The sequence below is a fragment of the Streptomyces sp. YIM 130001 genome, from assembly GCF_003574445.1.
In the GTDB taxonomy this organism is placed as follows: domain Bacteria; phylum Actinomycetota; class Actinomycetes; order Streptomycetales; family Streptomycetaceae; genus Streptomyces.
In genome coordinates this window covers 166,384-183,030 of record NZ_KZ984560.1, presented here as the reverse complement: position 1 = coordinate 183,030, position 16,647 = coordinate 166,384, and the positions used below count along the sequence as shown (strand labels likewise).

At 70.5% G+C, this 16,647-nt stretch carries 19 protein-coding genes; 10 read left to right on the top strand and 9 right to left on the bottom strand.

Translation table 11 applies throughout. The features are described from left to right. Positions 1-104 precede the first annotated feature (104 nt). Positions 105-554, top strand: a complete 450-nt coding sequence (locus DSC45_RS23285; RefSeq protein WP_119293864.1) for a nuclear transport factor 2 family protein — start codon at positions 105-107, stop codon at positions 552-554. A gap of 63 nt (positions 555-617) precedes the next feature. On the opposite strand, the gene DSC45_RS23280 is transcribed toward DSC45_RS23285, so the two are convergent. Both DSC45_RS23280 and DSC45_RS23275 read right to left on the bottom strand, forming a co-directional pair. Next, positions 618-3,017, bottom strand: coding sequence for an ATP-binding cassette domain-containing protein (locus DSC45_RS23280; protein WP_119293863.1), 2,400 nt, complete (start codon positions 3,015-3,017; stop codon positions 618-620). Positions 3,018-3,213: 196 nt separating this feature from the next. Next, positions 3,214-4,146: an NAD(P)-dependent oxidoreductase gene (locus tag DSC45_RS23275; protein WP_119293862.1), complete on the bottom strand. Its 933-nt coding sequence runs from the start codon at positions 4,144-4,146 to the stop codon at positions 3,214-3,216. Between the two features lie 49 nt (positions 4,147-4,195). Here DSC45_RS23275 and DSC45_RS23270 point away from each other — a divergent pair, with 49 nt between their 5' ends. Beyond that, on the top strand, positions 4,196-4,546 hold the full coding sequence (locus tag DSC45_RS23270) for a winged helix-turn-helix transcriptional regulator (RefSeq protein WP_119293861.1): 351 nt from the start codon (positions 4,196-4,198) through the stop codon (positions 4,544-4,546). A gap of 272 nt (positions 4,547-4,818) precedes the next feature. On the opposite strand, the gene DSC45_RS23265 is transcribed toward DSC45_RS23270, so the two are convergent. Together DSC45_RS23265 and DSC45_RS23260 are read right to left on the bottom strand one after the other, a co-directional pair. Continuing rightward, entirely contained in the window at positions 4,819-5,256 is a 438-nt protein-coding gene (locus tag DSC45_RS23265; RefSeq protein ID WP_240434793.1) for a DUF6069 family protein, read from the bottom strand. Next, positions 5,253-5,879, bottom strand: a complete 627-nt coding sequence (locus DSC45_RS23260; RefSeq protein WP_119293860.1) for a TetR family transcriptional regulator — start codon at positions 5,877-5,879, stop codon at positions 5,253-5,255. Before DSC45_RS23260 ends, DSC45_RS23265 begins: the two co-directional genes overlap by 4 nt. 132 nt (positions 5,880-6,011) lie before the next feature. Here DSC45_RS23260 and DSC45_RS23255 point away from each other — a divergent pair, with 132 nt between their 5' ends. The 4 genes from DSC45_RS23255 (at position 6,012) to DSC45_RS23240 (ending at position 8,465) form a co-directional block, all read left to right on the top strand. Continuing rightward, a complete protein-coding gene (locus tag DSC45_RS23255; protein ID WP_119293859.1) occupies positions 6,012-6,239 on the top strand; it encodes a ribbon-helix-helix domain-containing protein in 228 nt (75 codons plus the stop codon). A gap of 1 nt (position 6,240) precedes the next feature. Beyond that, on the top strand, positions 6,241-6,621 hold the full coding sequence (locus DSC45_RS23250) for a VOC family protein (RefSeq protein ID WP_119293858.1): 381 nt from the start codon (positions 6,241-6,243) through the stop codon (positions 6,619-6,621). Next, positions 6,618-7,499 (top strand): class I SAM-dependent methyltransferase, encoded by an 882-nt coding sequence (locus tag DSC45_RS23245; protein WP_119293857.1) that lies wholly within the window; start codon positions 6,618-6,620, stop codon positions 7,497-7,499. Before DSC45_RS23250 ends, DSC45_RS23245 begins: the two co-directional genes overlap by 4 nt. Positions 7,500-7,667: 168 nt before the next feature. After that, complete coding sequence (locus DSC45_RS23240; protein WP_162929313.1) at positions 7,668-8,465, top strand: oxidoreductase; 798 nt, start codon at positions 7,668-7,670, stop codon at positions 8,463-8,465. Positions 8,466-8,643: 178 nt separating this feature from the next. On the opposite strand, the gene DSC45_RS23235 is transcribed toward DSC45_RS23240, so the two are convergent. Further along, positions 8,644-9,564 (bottom strand): LysR family transcriptional regulator, encoded by a 921-nt coding sequence (locus DSC45_RS23235; protein WP_119293856.1) that lies wholly within the window; start codon positions 9,562-9,564, stop codon positions 8,644-8,646. Between the two features lie 209 nt (positions 9,565-9,773). Then, positions 9,774-10,553 carry an SDR family NAD(P)-dependent oxidoreductase gene (locus DSC45_RS23230; protein ID WP_119293855.1) on the bottom strand — a complete coding sequence of 260 codons (780 nt, stop codon included), beginning with the start codon at positions 10,551-10,553 and terminating at the stop codon, positions 9,774-9,776. Between the two features lie 192 nt (positions 10,554-10,745). Between DSC45_RS23230 and DSC45_RS23225 the strand changes: the two genes are divergently transcribed. Beyond that, complete coding sequence (locus DSC45_RS23225; RefSeq protein ID WP_119293854.1) at positions 10,746-11,576, top strand: helix-turn-helix domain-containing protein; 831 nt, start codon at positions 10,746-10,748, stop codon at positions 11,574-11,576. Positions 11,577-11,614: 38 nt separating this feature from the next. Here the strand turns inward: DSC45_RS23225 and DSC45_RS23220 are convergent, their stop codons facing one another. Next, the gene (locus DSC45_RS23220; protein ID WP_205571404.1) at positions 11,615-12,703 is read right to left on the bottom strand and encodes a MerR family transcriptional regulator; all 1,089 of its coding nucleotides are present in this window, start codon (positions 12,701-12,703) and stop codon (positions 11,615-11,617) included. Between the two features lie 160 nt (positions 12,704-12,863). Between DSC45_RS23220 and DSC45_RS23215 the strand changes: the two genes are divergently transcribed. The 3 genes from DSC45_RS23215 to DSC45_RS23205 all read left to right on the top strand — a co-directional run bounded on the left by DSC45_RS23215 (position 12,864) and on the right by DSC45_RS23205 (position 15,189). Next, positions 12,864-13,601, top strand: a complete 738-nt coding sequence (locus tag DSC45_RS23215) for a hypothetical protein (RefSeq protein ID WP_119293852.1) — start codon at positions 12,864-12,866, stop codon at positions 13,599-13,601. 304 nt (positions 13,602-13,905) lie between these two features. Beyond that, positions 13,906-14,286 carry a DUF6086 family protein gene (locus DSC45_RS23210; RefSeq protein ID WP_119293949.1) on the top strand — a complete coding sequence of 127 codons (381 nt, stop codon included), beginning with the start codon at positions 13,906-13,908 and terminating at the stop codon, positions 14,284-14,286. Positions 14,287-14,418: 132 nt separating this feature from the next. After that, the gene (locus DSC45_RS23205) at positions 14,419-15,189 is read left to right on the top strand and encodes a phosphotransferase enzyme family protein (RefSeq protein ID WP_119293851.1); all 771 of its coding nucleotides are present in this window, start codon (positions 14,419-14,421) and stop codon (positions 15,187-15,189) included. Positions 15,190-15,345: 156 nt separating this feature from the next. Here the strand turns inward: DSC45_RS23205 and DSC45_RS23200 are convergent, their stop codons facing one another. Beyond that, the gene (locus DSC45_RS23200) at positions 15,346-15,855 is read right to left on the bottom strand and encodes an NUDIX hydrolase (RefSeq protein WP_205571399.1); all 510 of its coding nucleotides are present in this window, start codon (positions 15,853-15,855) and stop codon (positions 15,346-15,348) included. 215 nt (positions 15,856-16,070) lie between these two features. Continuing rightward, a complete protein-coding gene (locus tag DSC45_RS23195; RefSeq protein ID WP_119293849.1) occupies positions 16,071-16,487 on the bottom strand; it encodes a hypothetical protein in 417 nt (138 codons plus the stop codon). Positions 16,488-16,647: the final 160 nt, after the last annotated feature.

The following is a 16,647-nucleotide window of genomic DNA, read 5'->3' as shown; positions in this document are numbered from 1 at the left end:
TTCCTTGAGTACAAGCCGCGTACGAGCCAAGCACGGGCCCGCCGAGTACGGGCACCCCGTAGCGAGTACGGGCACGCCAAGCACGAGCGAGGGAGAACCGGATCATGGACGACAGCGCCAGGACCACCGCCGCGCGTTTCCGCACCGCGGTCGAGAAGCGGGAACTCGGCGCGCTCGAGGACCTGTTCACCGAGGACGTGCGGCTCTACAGCCCGGTGAAGTTCACCCCGTTCGACGGCAGGCCGGCCGTGCTCGGCCTCTTCGGCGTACTGCTTCGCACCTTCGAGGACTTCCGGTACGTCGGCGAGTTCGAGGGCTCCGCGGAGACGAGCCACGACGGCAGTACGACGCCGTCGGAGATCCTGATCTTCAGGGCGACGGTGGAAGGGAAACAGATCCACGGCATGGACCTGCTCCAGTTCGACGAGGCAGGCCTCATCAAGGAGTTCACGGTCATGGTCCGCCCGCAGTCCGCCGTCCAGGCACTCGGTCAGGCGGTCCTCGCGGGGCTGGTCGCGGACGGACTCGCACCGGCCCCGGAGCCCCGCAACTGACTCCTGCCGCACGGATACGGTCCCGAGGCGAGCTCCCCCGGGGACCGCGGCGGTCGTGCGGGTTCAGCTCTTCACGTACTCCGCGAGGTGCTCGCCCGTCAGCGTCGAGCCGTCCTCGATCAGCTCGGCCGGCGTGCCCTCGAAGACGATCTTCCCGCCGTCGTGGCCCGCGCCGGGACCGAGGTCGATGATCCAGTCGGCGTGCGCCATGACGGCCTGGTGGTGCTCCACGACGATCACCGACTTCCCGGAGTCGACCAGCCGGTCGAGCAGGCCGAGCAGCTGATCCACGTCGGCGAGGTGCAGGCCGGTGGTGGGCTCGTCCAGGATGTAGACGCCGCCCTTCTCGCCCATGTGCGTGGCCAGCTTGAGACGCTGGCGCTCGCCGCCGGACAGCGTGGTGAGCGGCTGTCCGAGCGTGAGGTAGCCGAGGCCGACGTCCGAGAGGCGCCGCAGGATCCGGTGCGCGGCGGGCAGCCGTGTCTCGCCGTCCCCGAAGAACTCCTCCGCCTCGTCCACCGACATCGAGAGCACCTCACTGATGTCCCGCCCGCCCAGGTGGTACTCGAGGACCGAGGCCTGGAACCGCTTCCCCTCGCACTCCTCGCAGGGGCTGGACACGCTCTGCATGAAGCCGAGGTCGGTGAACGTCACCCCGGCGCCGTTGCAATTCGGGCAGGCGCCCTCGGAGTTGGCGCTGAACAGGGCCGGCTTGACCCCGTTGGCCTTGGCGAACGCCTTGCGGATCGGCTCGAGCAGCCCCGTGTACGTAGCCGGATTGCTGCGCCGCGAACCGCGGATCGCACTCTGGTCGATCGACACCACACCCGCCTCGGCCGCGGCCGGGTCCTTGACGAGCGAACCGTGCACGAGCGAGCTCTTGCCCGAGCCCGCGACGCCGGTGACCACGCAGAGCACGCCGAGCGGGATGTCGACGTTCACGCCGCGCAGGTTGTGGGTCTTCGCGCCGCGGATCGGCAGCTGTCCCTCGGCCTTGCGCACGCTGTCCTTGAGCGTGGCGCGGTCGTCGAGGTGGCGGCCGGTGACCGTGCCCGCGGTGCGCAGGCCGTCGAGGGCGCCCTCGTAGCAGACGGTGCCGCCCTCGGTACCCGCGCCGGGGCCGAGGTCGACCACATGGTCGGCGATGGCGATCGTCTCCGGCTTGTGCTCGACGACGAGGACCGTGTTGCCCTTGTCGCGCAGGCGCAGGAGCAGGTTGTTCATCCGCTGGATGTCGTGCGGGTGCAGTCCGATCGTCGGCTCGTCGAAGACGTACGTGACGTCGGTGAGCGAGGATCCCAGGTGCTGGATCAGCTTGACGCGCTGCGCCTCGCCGCCGGAGAGGGTGCCGGTCGGCCGGTCGAGGGAGAGGTAACCGAGCCCGATCTCCACGAACGAGTCGAGGCTGTGCCGCAGCGCGTTGAGCAGCGGCTCCACGGACGGCTCGTCGAGTCCGCGCACCCATTCGGCCAGGTCCCTGATCTCCATCCGGCACAGGTCCGCGATGCTCTTGCGCTTGATCTTCGAGGACCGGGCGCCCTCGGCGAGCCGGGTGCCGTCGCACTCGGGGCATTCGGTGAAGGTCGCCGCCCGGTCGACGAAGGCCCGGATGTGCGGCTGCAGCGCGTCCCGGTCCTTGGAGAAGAACGACTTCTGCACCTTCGGGATCAGGCCTTCGTACGTCAGATTGACGCCGTCGACCTTGACCTTGACCGCCTCGTGGTAGAGGAAGTCGTCCAGCTCCTTCTTGGTGTACTTGGCGATCGGCTTGTCCGGGTCGACGAAGCCGGACTCGGCGTACACCCGCACGGTCCAGAAGCTGTCCGACTTCCAGCCGGGGATGGTGAAGGCGCCCTCGGCGAGCGACTTGGAGTCGTCGTAGAGCTGGCTCAGGTCGATGTCGGAGACCGAGCCGCGGCCCTCGCAGCGCGGACACATGCCGCCGGTGCGCGAGAAGGTCGCCTTGACCGCCTTCTTGTTGCCCTTCTCGACAGTGATCGCGCCCGCCGCCTTCACCGACGGGACGTTGAACGCGAACGCGCCGGGCCCGCCGATGTGCGGCTTGCCGAGCCGGCTGTAGAGGATGCGCAGCATCGCGTTGGTGTCGGTGGCGGTGCCGACCGTGGAGCGCGGATCGGCGCCCATCGGCTGCTGGTCGACGACGATCGCCGTGGTCAGGCCGTCGAGTACGTCCACCTCGGGCCGGCCCACGTTCGGCATGAAGCCCTGCACGAAGCTGCTGTACGTCTCGTTGATCAGCCGCTGGGACTCGGCGGCGACCGTGTCGAACACCAGCGAGCTCTTGCCCGAGCCGGAGACGCCCGTGAACACCGTCAGACGGCGCTTGGGGATCTCGATGTTCACGTCCTTCAGGTTGTTCTCACGCGCTCCGTGCACGCGGATCAGGTCGTGGCGGTCGGCGGCGTGCGTCGCGGGCGACTGGATGTCCGTCCTCTTGGCCATGCGCGTTGTCTCTCCCTGTGTCGTGCGGTCCGCGCTCGCGGACGTGTCCCCGGGCCCCCGCGGCGCCTGGACGGCGCCGCGGGCGCGTGGTGCTGCCCGTGCTCCACACGGTATGCGGGCACGGGTGGGGTGCGCTTCTCGATTCGTGATCGAAGGGGAGAGGGGCTCGGGACGGGGTTCCGGGGCGGTCCGGAGGTCAGCGAGCCACGATCTGCGTGACGCGGCTGAACCCGTCCGTGGCGTGGCCTCGGCCGATCGCCCGCCGGGCCTGGCCCTCCGCGGCACGCATCACGGCCGCGTCGATGCCGTGGGCCTCGGACAGGCTCACGACGTGCGCCATGGTCGACACCGCCGAGGTGATCGGGTTGCCCTCGCCGGAGAAGGAGCCGTCGTCGACGTCCGTCGCCAGCTCCTCGAAGAGCGGCGGCAGGATCGCACCGATGCCCTGGGCGAACGGGGCCAGCTCGCGCGCGCTCACCCCCTCCGCCTTCGCGAGCGCCAGCGCGTGGGCGTACCCGGACATCGCGGTCCAGAAGATGTCGAGCAGCGCCACGTCGTACGCCGCCGCCCGGCCGATGTCGGTGCCGAGGTGGGTGTGGGTGCCGCCGAGGAGGTCGAGGACGGCGCGGTGCTCGTCGTAGAGCTCGCGGGGGCCGCTGTGCAGGAACACGGCGTGCGGCGTTCCGATGGTCGTGGTCGGTGTCATGATCGCGCCGTCCAGGTAGCGCACACCGTGCTCGGCCGCCCAGACGGCGGTGTCCCGTGCCCGGCCCGGGGTGTCGGCGCAGAGATTGACGACCGTACGGCCCTTCAGCGCGTCGGCGACCGGGGCGCGGCGCAGCACGGCGTCCGCGGCGTCGTAGTCGACCACGCAGACGACGGTCAGCCCGCTCGCCGCGACCGCTGCCTCCGCGCTGTCCGCCCCGGTCGCTCCGCGCTCGACGAGCTCGCGGTCACGGCCCGGTGTCCGGTTCCAGACGGTGACGTCGAGGCCGGCGTCCAGGAAGGCGGCCGCGAGCGCCCGGCCCATCGGACCGAGCCCCAGTACCGTGACGGTGGAGGGGCGGGCGTCGGGCGGTGCGGAGCCCGGACGGGGCTGGGGCTGGGGCTCGTGCTCGTGCGATGGCATGATGCAACTCCCGTAAAATATAAGGCAATTGGTGATGAAAGGGGCAGCAATGACGCGCGGTCGAGCCCAGGACCCGGACGTGTGCGGGGTGACCGCCGCGATCGCCGTGGTCGACGGGAAGTGGAAGACGGCGCTGCTCTGGATCCTGGAGTCGGGCCCGTGCCGTCCCAGCGAGCTGCGCCGGCAGCTGCCCGGGCTCAGCGAGAAGGTGCTGACTCAGGCGCTGCGCGAGATGGAGGGCGACGGGCTCGTACACCGCGAGGTCCACGACGTACTTCCGCTCAAGACCGAGTACTCCCTGACGGACTCCGGCCGGGAGCTCTCCGTGCTTCTGGCCCCTGTCTCGGACTGGGGCCACCGGCGTCTGGAGCGACTCGCCGGGGCGACCGGGACCTCGTGACTCCGGCCGCGGTCCGGTCGGTCCTGCCGCGGTTCACCGTTCGCTTCCCCTCTCTCCGTTGCGGTGCCGGCACGTCCCGTCGCTGCGTCCCGCTCGCTTCGTCGGCCGCCCCGTAAGCGTCCCCCGGCCGGGAGCCGCCGCCAAGTACCCACAAAAAAGTGGCTACATGGGGCGGGGCCCGGGGCCCGGGACCCTGAGAGCGGCTACGGGGCGGCGCCTCGCGAGCAGGATCGCGTCCGGCTGTCCGGTTGTTCGGCTTGCCGGTAGTTCGGCTACCCGGTGGACGATCGAGGCAGGCGGCCCAGCAGCCCCGGTATGAGGACCGCGGCCACCGCGAGGTGCAGCAGGGCCAGCGAGGCGCGGGTGCCGCCGGACATGCCGGTGCCGGTGAGCGGCAGGAACGAGGCGACGAGCACGAGCAGGGCCACCCCGGTCCACACCGGACGTGCCCGCCGGGTGAACCGTTCGAGCGCCGCGAGCGCCGCCCAGCCTGCCGCGCCGATGAGCAGGGACGCCACGATCACCGGGAACAGGCCTATTTCCAGGACCTGTTGAGATGACCCCTCACCCTCGGTGATCCGTAAGTCCTGCCCGAGGAGCGGGTCCGCGAGCAGCCGGCCGGCCAGTGCGGCGCCCGTCGCGGCGAGCACGACCCCCGCCCGGCGCCGACGACGGGTGGACGTGGCGACGGTCCCCGTGTCCGCCGTCATGAGGACTCACCCGGGCGTGCGGTGAGAGCGCCGTTGAGGAAGACGTCGACCAACTCCGGTGCGGTGAGCTGGGGTTCGTCGTCCTGGCGTGGCTGGGTGAAGAGCAGGCCGAGGAAGAGTGCGGCGATCTGTTCGGCAGGCAGGCGCAGCGAGTCCCGGTCGGGGGCCAGGAGTTCGGCCACCGAGGCGCGGAGGGCGGCCAGGGACTCGTCGCGGCCCGCGCCTCTGGGCTGTTCGCCGGACGACCGCTCGCGCCGGCGATGACCGGAGGCGTGCAGGGAGCCGACCACCATGCCGATGCGGGCGAGGTGAGCCTGCAGGGCCTCGGCGGCCTCGGCCAGGCGGTCGGCCAGCGGTTGTTCGAGGGAGATGGAGGCCAGTTGGCTCTCCGCGTGATCCGGTCGTACGGCCGCGGCGACGCAGGCGGCGAGCAACTCGTCCTTGTCCGCGAACACCCGGAAGATCGTGGCCTCGCCGATCCCCGCGGCGGCCGCGATCTTGCTGGTGGTGACGGCCGCTCCGTATTCGCCGATCAGGGGGATGGCGGCCTGGATGATCATTTCGCGCCGCTGCCCGGGGTTCATGCCGGGGGCGCGGCGACGGGGTGCAGGTGTCTTCGTCATGCCACCGACGCTACGGAGTGAGTACTCACTCCGTCAATGGATGAAGCGGAGTGAATCCTCACTCCGGGCTCTGGGTCGGGCGGATCGCGTGGTGCTGTCGTATATAGCTTGCTAGATTGCTAGCATTGCCTCATGGCTGGTGACGAGGTCAAGCAGTTCAACGTGTACCTGCCGATCGGGCTGATCAAGCAGGTCAAGTACCGCGCCATCGAGTCGGGTTCGTCGCTGTCGGCGCTGGTCGCCGACGCTCTGCGCGCCTATCTCGACGACACTCCCGGGCGGCAGGAGCACCCCGACGAGAGCGGGAACGAGGACGAGGACGACAGCGACAGCGACAGCGACAGTGAGAAGGAGAGCTGACATGGCCCCCGCAGAAAGCGACGGCACGGCAGGAACCGAAGGGATCGAGGCGGTCTTCCTCACCACGCACAACTGGGGCAGCGCCGCGAAGTTCTTCCAGGGCCTCGGCTACGACCTCGATCTCGAGACCGACCACAACTCCGGGCGGCTCCGCAACGGCGACGGCCCGTACCTCTTCATCGCCGAGGTTCCCGAGGATCAGGAGCCCCGGACGCAGATCGTGATGCGAGTGCCGGACGCGGAGGCCTTCCGGCCGGGCCCGGGCGTCGAGGTGGTCACGCCGTTCGAGGACACCCACTTCGGCACCCGGGAGATGACCGTACGCGACCCCGACGGGCGCGTGTGGAGCCTGCAGGCACCGGCCGCGACGGACGCGTCATGACGGGGGAGGGGGCCGGAGCGCAGGACGCGCCCCTGGCCGGGGAGCCCGACAACACCGCGGTGCGGACGGCCCTTTGGCGCGCCGCGCACCTCCGCGTCGACCGACCGCCCCACGTACTCGAGGACGAGGTCGGGCTCAGTCTCGTGGACCCCGGGGCCGACTGGTTGCGGCGCCCGGACATGGATCCGGGAGCCACCAGCGGGTTCCGGGCGTCGATCGTGGCCCGCGCCCGGTTCATCGAGGATCTGATCGTCGAGCAGGCCGACGGCGGCATCACGCAGTACGTCGTGCTCGGCGCCGGCCTGGACACGTTCGCCCAGCGCCGGCCCGAAGTCGCCTCCCGCCTGGGGGTCTTCGAGGTCGACCAGCCGGGTCCACAGGCCTGGAAGCGCCGCCGCCTGGACGAACTCGGACTCGGCATCCCGGACTGGCTGCACCTGGTACCCGTCGACTTCGAGCGGAACGAGGACTGGCTGCGGAAGCTGGCGGCGGCCGGATTCGATCCGGGCCGGCCTGCGGTGGTCGTCTCCACCGGCGTCACGATGTACCTCACCAAGGACGCCACCGCGGCCACCCTGCGCCAGGTCGCCGGACTCGCGCCCGGGTCGCTGCTCGCGATGACCTTCCTGCTGCCGCCGGAACTGCTGGAAGCCGCCGATCGCCCCGGTCTGCGCCGGAGCGAGGAGGGTGCGCAGGCGTCGGGGACACCGTTCGTCAGCTTCTACACACCGACCGAGATGCTCGCGCTCGCGAGCGAAGCGGGCTTCGCGGACGTCCGGCATGTCTCGGGAGGTTCGCTCGGCGAGCGCTACTTCGCGGGGCGGACCGACGGCCTGCGCCCGTCGAGCGGCGAGGATCTGCTGCTGGCCACCGCCTGACCGCACCGCCGGGAGCAGTAGCGGCTGCGGGCACCCTCCGGCCCGCCGCATAGGAATCCCCTATAGGTCCTGCTCATATTTGGTCTTTGCCCCGCCTCATTTCGCGTACGTACGGTGAAACGGCTCGGGAAACGGGCGCTTGATTACGCGATCGAGAGGGGCGGTGGCATGACCACAATTACCGGGGTCGAGAACGGTTCGGGAATTCAGGAACTCAAGGGGAAGCGGGCACTCGTCACGGGCGGTTCCCGCGGAATCGGAGCGGCCGTGGTGCGCCGGCTCCTGGACGCCGGGGCCGAAGTGCTCACGACCGCAAGGTCGGCAGCGACCACGGTGCCCGAAGGGGCGGAGTTCGTGACGGCCGACGTCAGCACGCGGGCCGGTGCCGAGGAGGTCGCCGCGGCCGTGCAGGACAGGTTCGGCGGGGTGGACATCGTGGTGCACAACGTGGGGGGAGCGCGGCCGCACGAGTCGGCCGCGGCCATCCCCGACGAGGAGTGGCGGGACGCCCTCGACCTGAACTTCCTGGCGTCGGTGCGCCTCGACTCGCTGCTCGTGCCGGGCATGCGGGAGCGCGGTTCGGGGGCGATCGTGCACGTCTCGTCGGCCGCGGTCCTCACCCCGGTCGGGCAGTTCCTGCACTACGTGGCGGCGAAGGCGGCCCTCGAGACGTACAGCCGTGGGCAGTCCCTCGAGCTGGCCCCGCACGGGATCCGGGTCAACACGGTCACTCCCGGCCGCGTCGCCACCCCTGGCGGCGCGACGACCCGGGAGCAGTGGGCCGAGGTCTCCGCACGTGCGGGCGAGGCGCCGGCCCAGACCAACGCCGCCGACACCCCGCCGCTCGGGCGCGAGGGGCAGCCCGACGACATCGCGCACGCGGTGCTCTTCCTGGTGTCCGGCGGGGCGGGCTGGCTGACCGGGAGCAATCTTGTGGTGGACGGGGGCGAATTCCCCAGGAAGTGATCCGCGGGAAATTCGGGCATGCATGCCGATGTCGGCGGGTATTCGGAGGTCCTGCGGAGGGATTTTCCCCGGGCGGCAGCAATTCGCGCGCCGCCCGGATTTCCGAACCTCCGAATCCGCCGAACGCTCCGAATCCGCCGTACCCTCGGATTCAGCCGAACCCTCCGAATCCGAAGCTTCAGAAGACCGGTGCCGGTGCCGGTGCCCGCGCATGCGAGCAGTCGGCCGATCCGGACCAGGTCTCCCGGCGCAGGAATTCGAGGAGCGCCGTCTCCGCCGGGCCGGCGTGGGTCCGCAGCGCGGCGATCACGGGCTGGGACACGAGCGGGGAGACCGGGCGCGCGAGGTGCACCTGGTCGCGGGGCACCGCGGAGGCCGGGACGAGTGTCGCCCCCAGCCCGTGGGCGGCCCAGCGCACGGCCGTGGCTGTCTGGGAGACGCGGGCGACCGTGGTCGGGGCCGGTTCGTGTTCCCGCAACACCTCGAGCAGTACGCCGTCGAGTGCACTGTCGCGGTCGAACCGTACCCAGGGCTCTCCCTGCAGAGCCTTCAACTCGACGCGCTCCATGGCGAGTTGAGGATGCTCGGCGGGAAGGACCACGACGAACTCCTCGTTGCCGAGCCGGTGTGCGTCGGCGGGGCTGCGCTCGCACGCCGCCATCAGGACGAGGTCGAGGACGCCCCGGCGTCCGAGCTGCTCCAGTTCGGCGGAGCTCGGTTCCTCGAAGACGGTGACCTCGAGACGCGGGAAGCGGCGCCGCAGCGAACCGAGCGCACGCGGCAACTGGCGTGCGCCGAAGCCCATCTGCACCGCGACGACCAGCTCACCGACCAGCTCGTCGGCCCCCGCCCGGGCCGTCGCCCGCGCCCTGCGGGACGCGCTCACCGCGAGCTCCGCCTCCCGCAGGAACGCGCGACCGACCACCGTGGGTACCAGTCCGCCCGGTGTGCGGGCGAAGAGCTCGACGCCCAGTTCCCGCTCCAGGCTGCGGATCTGCTGGGACACCGACGGCTGTGCGACGTGCAGCAGCTCCGCCGCCGCCGTCACCGAGCCCTGTTCGGCGACGGCCAGGGCGTACTCGTACTGGCGAAGGCTCATCGGCCCGGTCCCCTCACCGCGGTGGACCGGGGCTCACCGGCGGTAGTAGTCGTGGTCCTCGCGGGAGAACTGCCGTAGTCCTTGCGGGAGGCTCCGCGGAGCTTGCGGGAGAGCTTCCGCGGCACTCGCGGGAGAGCTTCGGCAGAGCTCGTGGGAGAACTTCCGTAGAGCACGTAACCCGGTCCGGCCCCCGGGGATTCCCGGCCGGGTCAGCCGACCCGGTAGCGGGCCGCGAGTTCAGGGCTCTGGCCAGCGAAGGCCGCCAGGTCGGCGGCGAAGACGTCGTCGAGGAGCCGGCGGTCCTCGACGCCGGGGGCGCTGACGGTTTCGCCGAGTTCCAGTCCGCGCAGCGCGCCGCTGACGACGTCCTCCGGGCTCATCCGGGGTACGGCGCTCAGGTCCAGACCCTGCGAGGAGTGGAACTCGGTGGCCACGACTCCGGGGCACACCACGTGGGCGCGCACGCCGGTCCCCTGCAACTCGGCGCTGAGCGTCTGGGTCATGGCCACGAGGTGTGCGAGAGTGCCCGCGTACACGGCGCGGCGTGGCATGACGGACGGGTCGGCGGGACCGCTGAAGGCGATCATTCCGGCCACATTGACGACGGTGCCGCCGCCTCGGCGCTGCATGCCGCCGACCGCGGCGCGCGTGAGCAGGGTCGGGGCGAGCACCTTGACGTTGACCAGTTCCCGGGCCTTGGCGGCCGGCAGGTCGGCCAGCGGCATGTAGTGGGAGACGCCGGCGTTGTTGACCAGCATGTCCAGGGGCTCGTCGGCGCAGTACGCGGCGACGGTGTCGATGCCGTCCTCGGTGGACAGGTCGGCTGTGACGGTGCGTACGTCGGCCTCGGGGTGGGCGGCGGCGAACTCCTCGAGGCGGTCCCGGCGGCGGCCGACGACGATCAGGTCGTAACCGTCGGCGGCGAAACGCTCGGCGAAAGCCCTGCCGATGCCGGAGGTCGCTCCGGTGACGAGAGCGAGCTTGCTCATGAACGGTTGTCCTTTCGTGGGCCCGCCGGGCGAGCGCCGGCCGGCGTGCGGCTCTCCCCCCCCGGGTGGATGCGACCGCTGCTGTGTCTGCCTCCACCGTGACCACCCGACGCAGGAACAGCCAGGAGACCCGCCTTCCTGGGACTACCGGTACCAGGCACACTTTCCCGCCGATAAGCCACACTGTCCGGTATGGCAACGACGGAACTCGGCGCCGCCCTGCGCCGTCGGCGCGACCAGGTCTCACCCGAGACCGTGGGCCTCCCCACCGGCGGCCACCGGCGCGCGGCAGGTCTGCGACGCGAGGAGCTGGCCCAGCTGGCCGGGATCTCCGTCGACTACGTCACCCGCCTCGAGCAGGGCCGGGCCACCAACCCCTCCGCCCAGGTCGTCGAAGCCCTCTCCCGCGCGCTGCGCCTCACCGACCGCGCACGCACCGACCTCTTCCACCTCGCCGGACTGGCGCCTCCCGGCCCCGAGACGGTCCCGGCCCGCATCACGCCCGGCGTCCAGCGGATGCTGGACCGGCTCACCGGCACCCCTGTCGCGGTTTTCGACGCCGCATGGAACCAGTTGCTCGCCAACCCCCTCTACACGGCGCTGATGGGGGAGTGGCACGGCCATGACCTCAACGCCGTATGGCGCAACTTCCTCGGCAGCGGCAACCGCGTACGCCACACCCCCGAATCCCTGGACACGCTCCGCGCCCTCCAGGTCTCCGACCTGCGCAGAACCGCCGGCCGCTACCCGTCCGACCGGCGACTGCACCGCCTGATCTCCCGACTACGCGCCGAGAGCACCGAGTTCGACACCCTGTGGGAGTCGGGCGCCGCCGGCCGGCACGAGGCCGCCCGCAAGACCATCGACCACCCCCACATCGGCGCGATCACCCTGGACTGCGACGTCCTCGGCGTCGAAGGCAGCGACCTGCGCATCATGCTCTACACCGCCGAACCCGGCACCGAGGACGCCGAACGCCTGGCCCTCCTCACGGTCGTAGGAACCCAGACCCTCGCCGGATAGGGCTTCCCACGGCGAGGGCAAGGGGCACCGCACGCGCCTCAGCTTCCCGCGGCCTCCGGACCCGTCACATCGGCGACCACACAGCTGACGTTGTCCGGGCCGCCGAAGTCGATGGCGAGGGCGACGAGTTCGCGTACGGCCCGCTCCGGATCGCCGGTCCCGGTGAGTACCCGACGGATCTCCTCGGCCGGCACCACGGTGGACAGACCGTCGGAGCAGAGCAGGTAGCGGTCCCCTTCCTCGGCGTCGTGCAGACGCATGTCGGGGGCGGCGTCGGCCCCTGGGCCCAAGGCGCGTGCCAACAGCGACCGCTGGGGGTGCGAGGCGGCCTCTTCCGGGCTGAGGCGTCCCTCGTCGACCATCGACTGCACCATGGTGTGGTCGTGCGTGATCTGCAGCAGCTCGCCGTCGCGCAGCAGATAGACGCGGGAGTCGCCGATGTGGACGAGGGCCAGCTGCGATCCGGTCCAGAGCATCGCGGAGAGCGTGGTCCCGGCCTCGTCGGAGGAGGCGTCCGCCGTGGAGACGCCGTGCACCGCCGACTTGGCCTGCTCGATCGCGTCGTCGAGGACGTTCAGGAGGCTGCCGGTCGGGAGGCCGTCGGTCTCGAGGCGCTTGAACGCGTCGACGGCGGCCTCGCTCGCGGGGGCGCCCCTGCCGCCGAACCCGTCGGCGACGGCGAGCAGCCGCGACCCCGCGTAGACGGTGTCCTGATTGCTCTCGCGGACGAGCCCGGTGTCGGACAGGGCCGCGTAACGGATGCTCAGGGGCTCGGATTTCGGTGACATGGCAGGGTCCTTCCAGGAAAGATGGTTGACGAGGAAGGCGGCCAGGTCCCGCCGCGCAGCGGTCTCGGCCTCGATCTGCGCCCAGAACGCGCGGATCTCCTCGGCCGCCGATCCTGCTTCCAGCGCGCAGACCTGCCGGATACGGGCGAGCGGCATCCCGAGGCGCCGGAGCCAGGCGACCAGCCGCGCCTGATCCAGCTGCTCCGGCGCGTAGCGGCGATACCCGGTCACCGGGTCGACGCGAGCGGGAGTCAGCAGACCGAGCTCGTCGTACAGACGCAGCGCCTTCGGCGACAGCCGTGACGCCTTCGCGAACGCCCCGATGCCCAGCAGACCCATAGCCATACCCGTACCTCCTCGTACCGAGCGCACCGCCCGGCCCCACCGATGCTCCGGGCTCCCCCAAGGTGAAGGTCAACCGAGCGTTGCATGCGGCCCGTCGGAGCAGAGAGTTGCATGCGGCCCGTCGGAGCAGAGAAAAGAGAAAGGAGACGCACGCATGTTCACCGTCGAAGACAGGGACCGCGTCCGCGACCGGCTGCTCGCGAACGCCGCAGCCGACCGGAGCGTCGTCGGTACCGCGTTCACCGGCTCGTACGCCGACGGATCCGGCGACCGCTGGTCGGACACCGATATCGTCCTCGCGGTCCGCGGCGATCTCACCACCACGCTGAACCGATGGACCCGTTGGCTGTACGACGAACTGGGCGCACACCATCACTGGGATCTGCGAGCCGGTCCGAGCGCCGTCCGCGTGTTCCTGCTGCCCGGCTGGATCGAGATCGACCTGACCTTCGCACCGGAGCACGCATTCGGACCTCGCGGCCCGCAGTGGCGGACTGTTTTCGGCTCGACGCAGCCCCTGCAACCCTTCACGCCCCCTGACCACAACACTCTGGCCGGACTCGTCTGGCACCACGCCCTCCACGCGGGCATCTGCATCCGACGTGGCCACCGGTGGCAGGCCGAGCATTGGATCGGTGCCATCCGCGACCACGTGATCACGCTCGCCTGCCTGCGCCTCGGACACCCCACCGCGCACGCCAAGGGAGCCCACCTGCTGCCCGACGAGCTGACAGCACCACTCGATTCGACGCTCGTCCGTGCGCTCACCGAACCGGAACTCCACCGCGCGCTGAACGCATCCATCACGGTGGCGACGGACGAACTGGGCCGAACCGATCCTGCACTCGCCGCCCGCCTCCGGCCCCTCTTCGCGGAGCTCCTGGACGGTTGACCGCGACGCCCCTGTGCCGTCCGTCCCCGCGGGCCTGATTGGATTTCCGTGTGACGGACTGGTCGCGGCTCAGCCACGCGTACGGCTCTGCGGAGGACATACCCGCCCTGCTCGATCAGGTCGCGTCGGATCGGGCCTCCGAGCGCTGGAGTGACCTCTGGTCGGCGCTGTGCCATCAGGGCGACGTGTACTCGGCCGCCTTCGCGGCCTTGCCCCGGCTGGTCGACGTAGCCGGCTCGGACGACCGGGAACAGGCGGTGAACGCGCTGACGTTGGCCGGCGCGATCATGGCGGGTGCCGACCGATCGCACGGCGCGGGCGAGGTGCGCACCGGCTGTTTGCCAGCCAAGTCACCTTCTATCAAGCCGAATTGGTCCTGTCGTCCGGTATCGGTCCCATGGGGGCCGACGAGTGCCAGATCGACCCCATCGCGCTCGCAGTGTTCGTCGACGCTTTGCTCGCCCGGCACGGCGAAAGCAGGCACGCAGTCATGGCCACCCTGCCCGAAGGGTTCGTTGCCACGATGCTGACCTTGGCCGAGACAGCGGGTGTCGAAGTGAACTGGCCGGGGGCGGAGCGCGCCGAGAGTGGCACTCTCGAGACGACGTCCGATCCCCATGCCGGGGAGTGGACAGCTGCGCTGCGGCAGAAGTCGCGCGAGCTCGCCCGGCACATGACTACCTGAGGCTCGTCCGTCGGCGCTCGCGGCAGGCTCGCAAGAGTCGTCCTCCGCGCAGTGTCGTCCTCCGCGTAACTGATGTCGTCCTACGCGCAATGGAGAGGCGGCAGCCCGTGAAGAGCCGGTAGCGTCCCGCGGATGGCGAGTGAGTACACGTTGCAGGATCGGCCCCACCGGCAGGTGGTACGGATCGGCGACACCGTCCGCCGCCCCGCCCACCCCTGGACGCCGACGGTCCACGCCCTGCTCGGACATCTGGACGCGGTGGGCTTCCCTTACGCACCTCGCCCCTTGGGTTTCGACCAGCAGGGCCGGGAGGTGCTCACCTTCATCAAAGGCGCTTCCGGGCCCTTGAGTTGGGCGAAAGTGGTGGACGACGACGGTCTGTCGGCCTTCGCCCGACTGCTGCGCGAGTACCACGACGCGACGGCGGACTTCTCGCCGCCGGGCGACGCGGTGTGGGCCGGCGGCGTCGATGTGCCGAGCGACGAAGAGTCGGTCTGCCACGGCGACTTCGGCCCGTGGAACGTGGTCTGGCAGGGCAACCGCCCCGTGGGGATCATCGATTGGGACTTCGCCCGCCCGGCGCCGCGGATGCACGACGTGGCCTACGCCCTGCACTACGTCGCGCCGTTCCGCGACGACGCCGAGTGTCTGCGCTGGTTGCGGTATCCAGTGCCGCCGAACCGGGGCCGGCGTCTGGAGCGGTTCTGCACGGCCTACGGCCTCACCACGACCAGCGGTGTCGTCGACGCGGTGATCGACAGGCAGCGGAAGAACATCGATCTCGTGCGCAGGCTGGCTTCCCAGGGTCACGAGCCGCAGGCCACGTGGGTCCGCGAAGGCCTGCTGGAGGAACTCGGCCGCCGACTCGCCTGGAGCCGCTCGAACCGCCACCTGCTCGAGTGACCCACGCCTGACGCCAGCTGGACGGCGCCGACCTCGGCCTCAGTGAACTACGCGACGCGCGGGGGCCGGCCAAGCGTTCGCACCCCGTCATGAACGACCTTTCGTACAAAGCGGGTTGGCCTCCTGGAAATGTCCCGTACCGCGGGGCGGGCAAGGTCAGAGCCGTACGGCCCGGAACGCCAGATACCGGCCGAAGACCTCGTGGCTGTCCGGGGTGAAGCGCCATCCCGGCAGGGCAGACCGCAGTTCCGGCTCGGTCAGCCAGCCGTGCCAGGCGACCTCATCGGGGTCGGCGGTAACGGTGTCGGGTGTCACGGCTTCGTGCACGGCGAGCCAGTGAGGGCTCTGGCCGCTGCGGTTGAGGAACGTGAACAGCAGGCGCGGCAGCACGTGAAGGCCCAGCTCCTCGGCCAACTCCCTTGCGGCGGCCTGTTCGTAAGACTCCCCGGCATGCACGGCGCCTCCGGCCTCGACCTCGTAGAGCCCGGGATAACGCGACAGTTGATCCGACCGCCGGTGCACGAGGATCCGCCCTCGCTCATCACGACACACCGTCACGGCGACCCGGTGCAGCCATCCCTCCCGGACGGCCTGCCGACGGGTGACCACCCCCAGCACACGGTCCTGATCGTCGACACGCTCCACCAGTTCGTCCACGATGCTCACTCTGGCAGGCCCCACCGACAACGCTTGTGGGTCTGAGTCGGTGTGAGTCGGTGTGCAGCTCTCCGACCGGCTGTGGTTCAGATGGAGCGGGACCCGGCGGCCACGGCCGTCTCGCTCAGCCCCGGGCGTCAGGAGCTGAGCCGCATTTCGGGTCGTCACCGTTGTCGGCGATCACGATTTTCGGGAGTCCCACCGGGCCAGGGGCTCTGCGATGCTCATCGGCTCGGGCCGGCTCCGTTCAGCAGCGCAGCGACGCGCTCGGCCGTCTTCTGACCTGCGCGCTGTTTGATCAGCCCCTCCTTGGCGATCGCCCGCACGTGTACGGCAGTGGTCTGCTCGCCGCTGCGAGTCACCTCGACCGTGACAACCACCGGGTTCAGGTTGAGGGCTCCGCCTCCGGTGAGCACGCGGAGAGTCACTCGGTCCGTTCCTGCCGCCTCCAGCTCTGGGCGCGCGCCAGGGGCCAGCTCGACAAGCACCGTGCGGACGCGTTCAAGAGCAGGACCAAAACCCAGCTGGAGTTCGCTGTCGAACTCGCTGATGTCGTTCTTGAGGAACCGGGAGGCAATCTTCCCGCCGTAGTTGATGCGGCCGAGGGCTTCCGCCAAGAGCTCGTCCTCCGGCTGGTGCATCCGGTGCCCCCTTCTGAACCGCATGCTCGAAACGGTTTCGCCCAAGACTGAGCGACCTCACGGGAGTTTTCAACGCCAGGGTCCCGTCACCGCCGCCTCGATGGTGCGCGGCGATCATGCGGAATTGACGGCAGAACCACGATTTGACGGTGGTGCGGAG

What these genes read in the sequence shown, in the direction of transcription:
- DSC45_RS23285 (WP_119293864.1), top strand. Translation starts at nt 105, where the DNA reads ATGGACGACAGCGCCAGGACCACCGCCGCGCGTTTCCGCACCGCGGTC.
- DSC45_RS23280 (WP_119293863.1), bottom strand. Translation starts at nt 3,017, where the DNA reads ATGGCCAAGAGGACGGACATCCAGTCGCCCGCGACGCACGCCGCCGAC.
- DSC45_RS23275 (WP_119293862.1), bottom strand. Translation starts at nt 4,146, where the DNA reads ATGCCATCGCACGAGCACGAGCCCCAGCCCCAGCCCCGTCCGGGCTCC.
- DSC45_RS23270 (WP_119293861.1), top strand. Translation starts at nt 4,196, where the DNA reads ATGACGCGCGGTCGAGCCCAGGACCCGGACGTGTGCGGGGTGACCGCC.
- DSC45_RS23265 (WP_240434793.1), bottom strand. Translation starts at nt 5,256, where the DNA reads ATGACGGCGGACACGGGGACCGTCGCCACGTCCACCCGTCGTCGGCGC.
- DSC45_RS23260 (WP_119293860.1), bottom strand. Translation starts at nt 5,879, where the DNA reads ATGACGAAGACACCTGCACCCCGTCGCCGCGCCCCCGGCATGAACCCC.
- DSC45_RS23255 (WP_119293859.1), top strand. Translation starts at nt 6,012, where the DNA reads ATGGCTGGTGACGAGGTCAAGCAGTTCAACGTGTACCTGCCGATCGGG.
- DSC45_RS23250 (WP_119293858.1), top strand. Translation starts at nt 6,241, where the DNA reads ATGGCCCCCGCAGAAAGCGACGGCACGGCAGGAACCGAAGGGATCGAG.
- DSC45_RS23245 (WP_119293857.1), top strand. Translation starts at nt 6,618, where the DNA reads ATGACGGGGGAGGGGGCCGGAGCGCAGGACGCGCCCCTGGCCGGGGAG.
- DSC45_RS23240 (WP_162929313.1), top strand. Translation starts at nt 7,668, where the DNA reads ATGACCACAATTACCGGGGTCGAGAACGGTTCGGGAATTCAGGAACTC.
- DSC45_RS23235 (WP_119293856.1), bottom strand. Translation starts at nt 9,564, where the DNA reads ATGAGCCTTCGCCAGTACGAGTACGCCCTGGCCGTCGCCGAACAGGGC.
- DSC45_RS23230 (WP_119293855.1), bottom strand. Translation starts at nt 10,553, where the DNA reads ATGAGCAAGCTCGCTCTCGTCACCGGAGCGACCTCCGGCATCGGCAGG.
- DSC45_RS23225 (WP_119293854.1), top strand. Translation starts at nt 10,746, where the DNA reads ATGGCAACGACGGAACTCGGCGCCGCCCTGCGCCGTCGGCGCGACCAG.
- DSC45_RS23220 (WP_205571404.1), bottom strand. Translation starts at nt 12,703, where the DNA reads ATGGGTCTGCTGGGCATCGGGGCGTTCGCGAAGGCGTCACGGCTGTCG.
- DSC45_RS23215 (WP_119293852.1), top strand. Translation starts at nt 12,864, where the DNA reads ATGTTCACCGTCGAAGACAGGGACCGCGTCCGCGACCGGCTGCTCGCG.
- DSC45_RS23205 (WP_119293851.1), top strand. Translation starts at nt 14,419, where the DNA reads ATGGCGAGTGAGTACACGTTGCAGGATCGGCCCCACCGGCAGGTGGTA.
- DSC45_RS23195 (WP_119293849.1), bottom strand. Translation starts at nt 16,487, where the DNA reads ATGCACCAGCCGGAGGACGAGCTCTTGGCGGAAGCCCTCGGCCGCATC.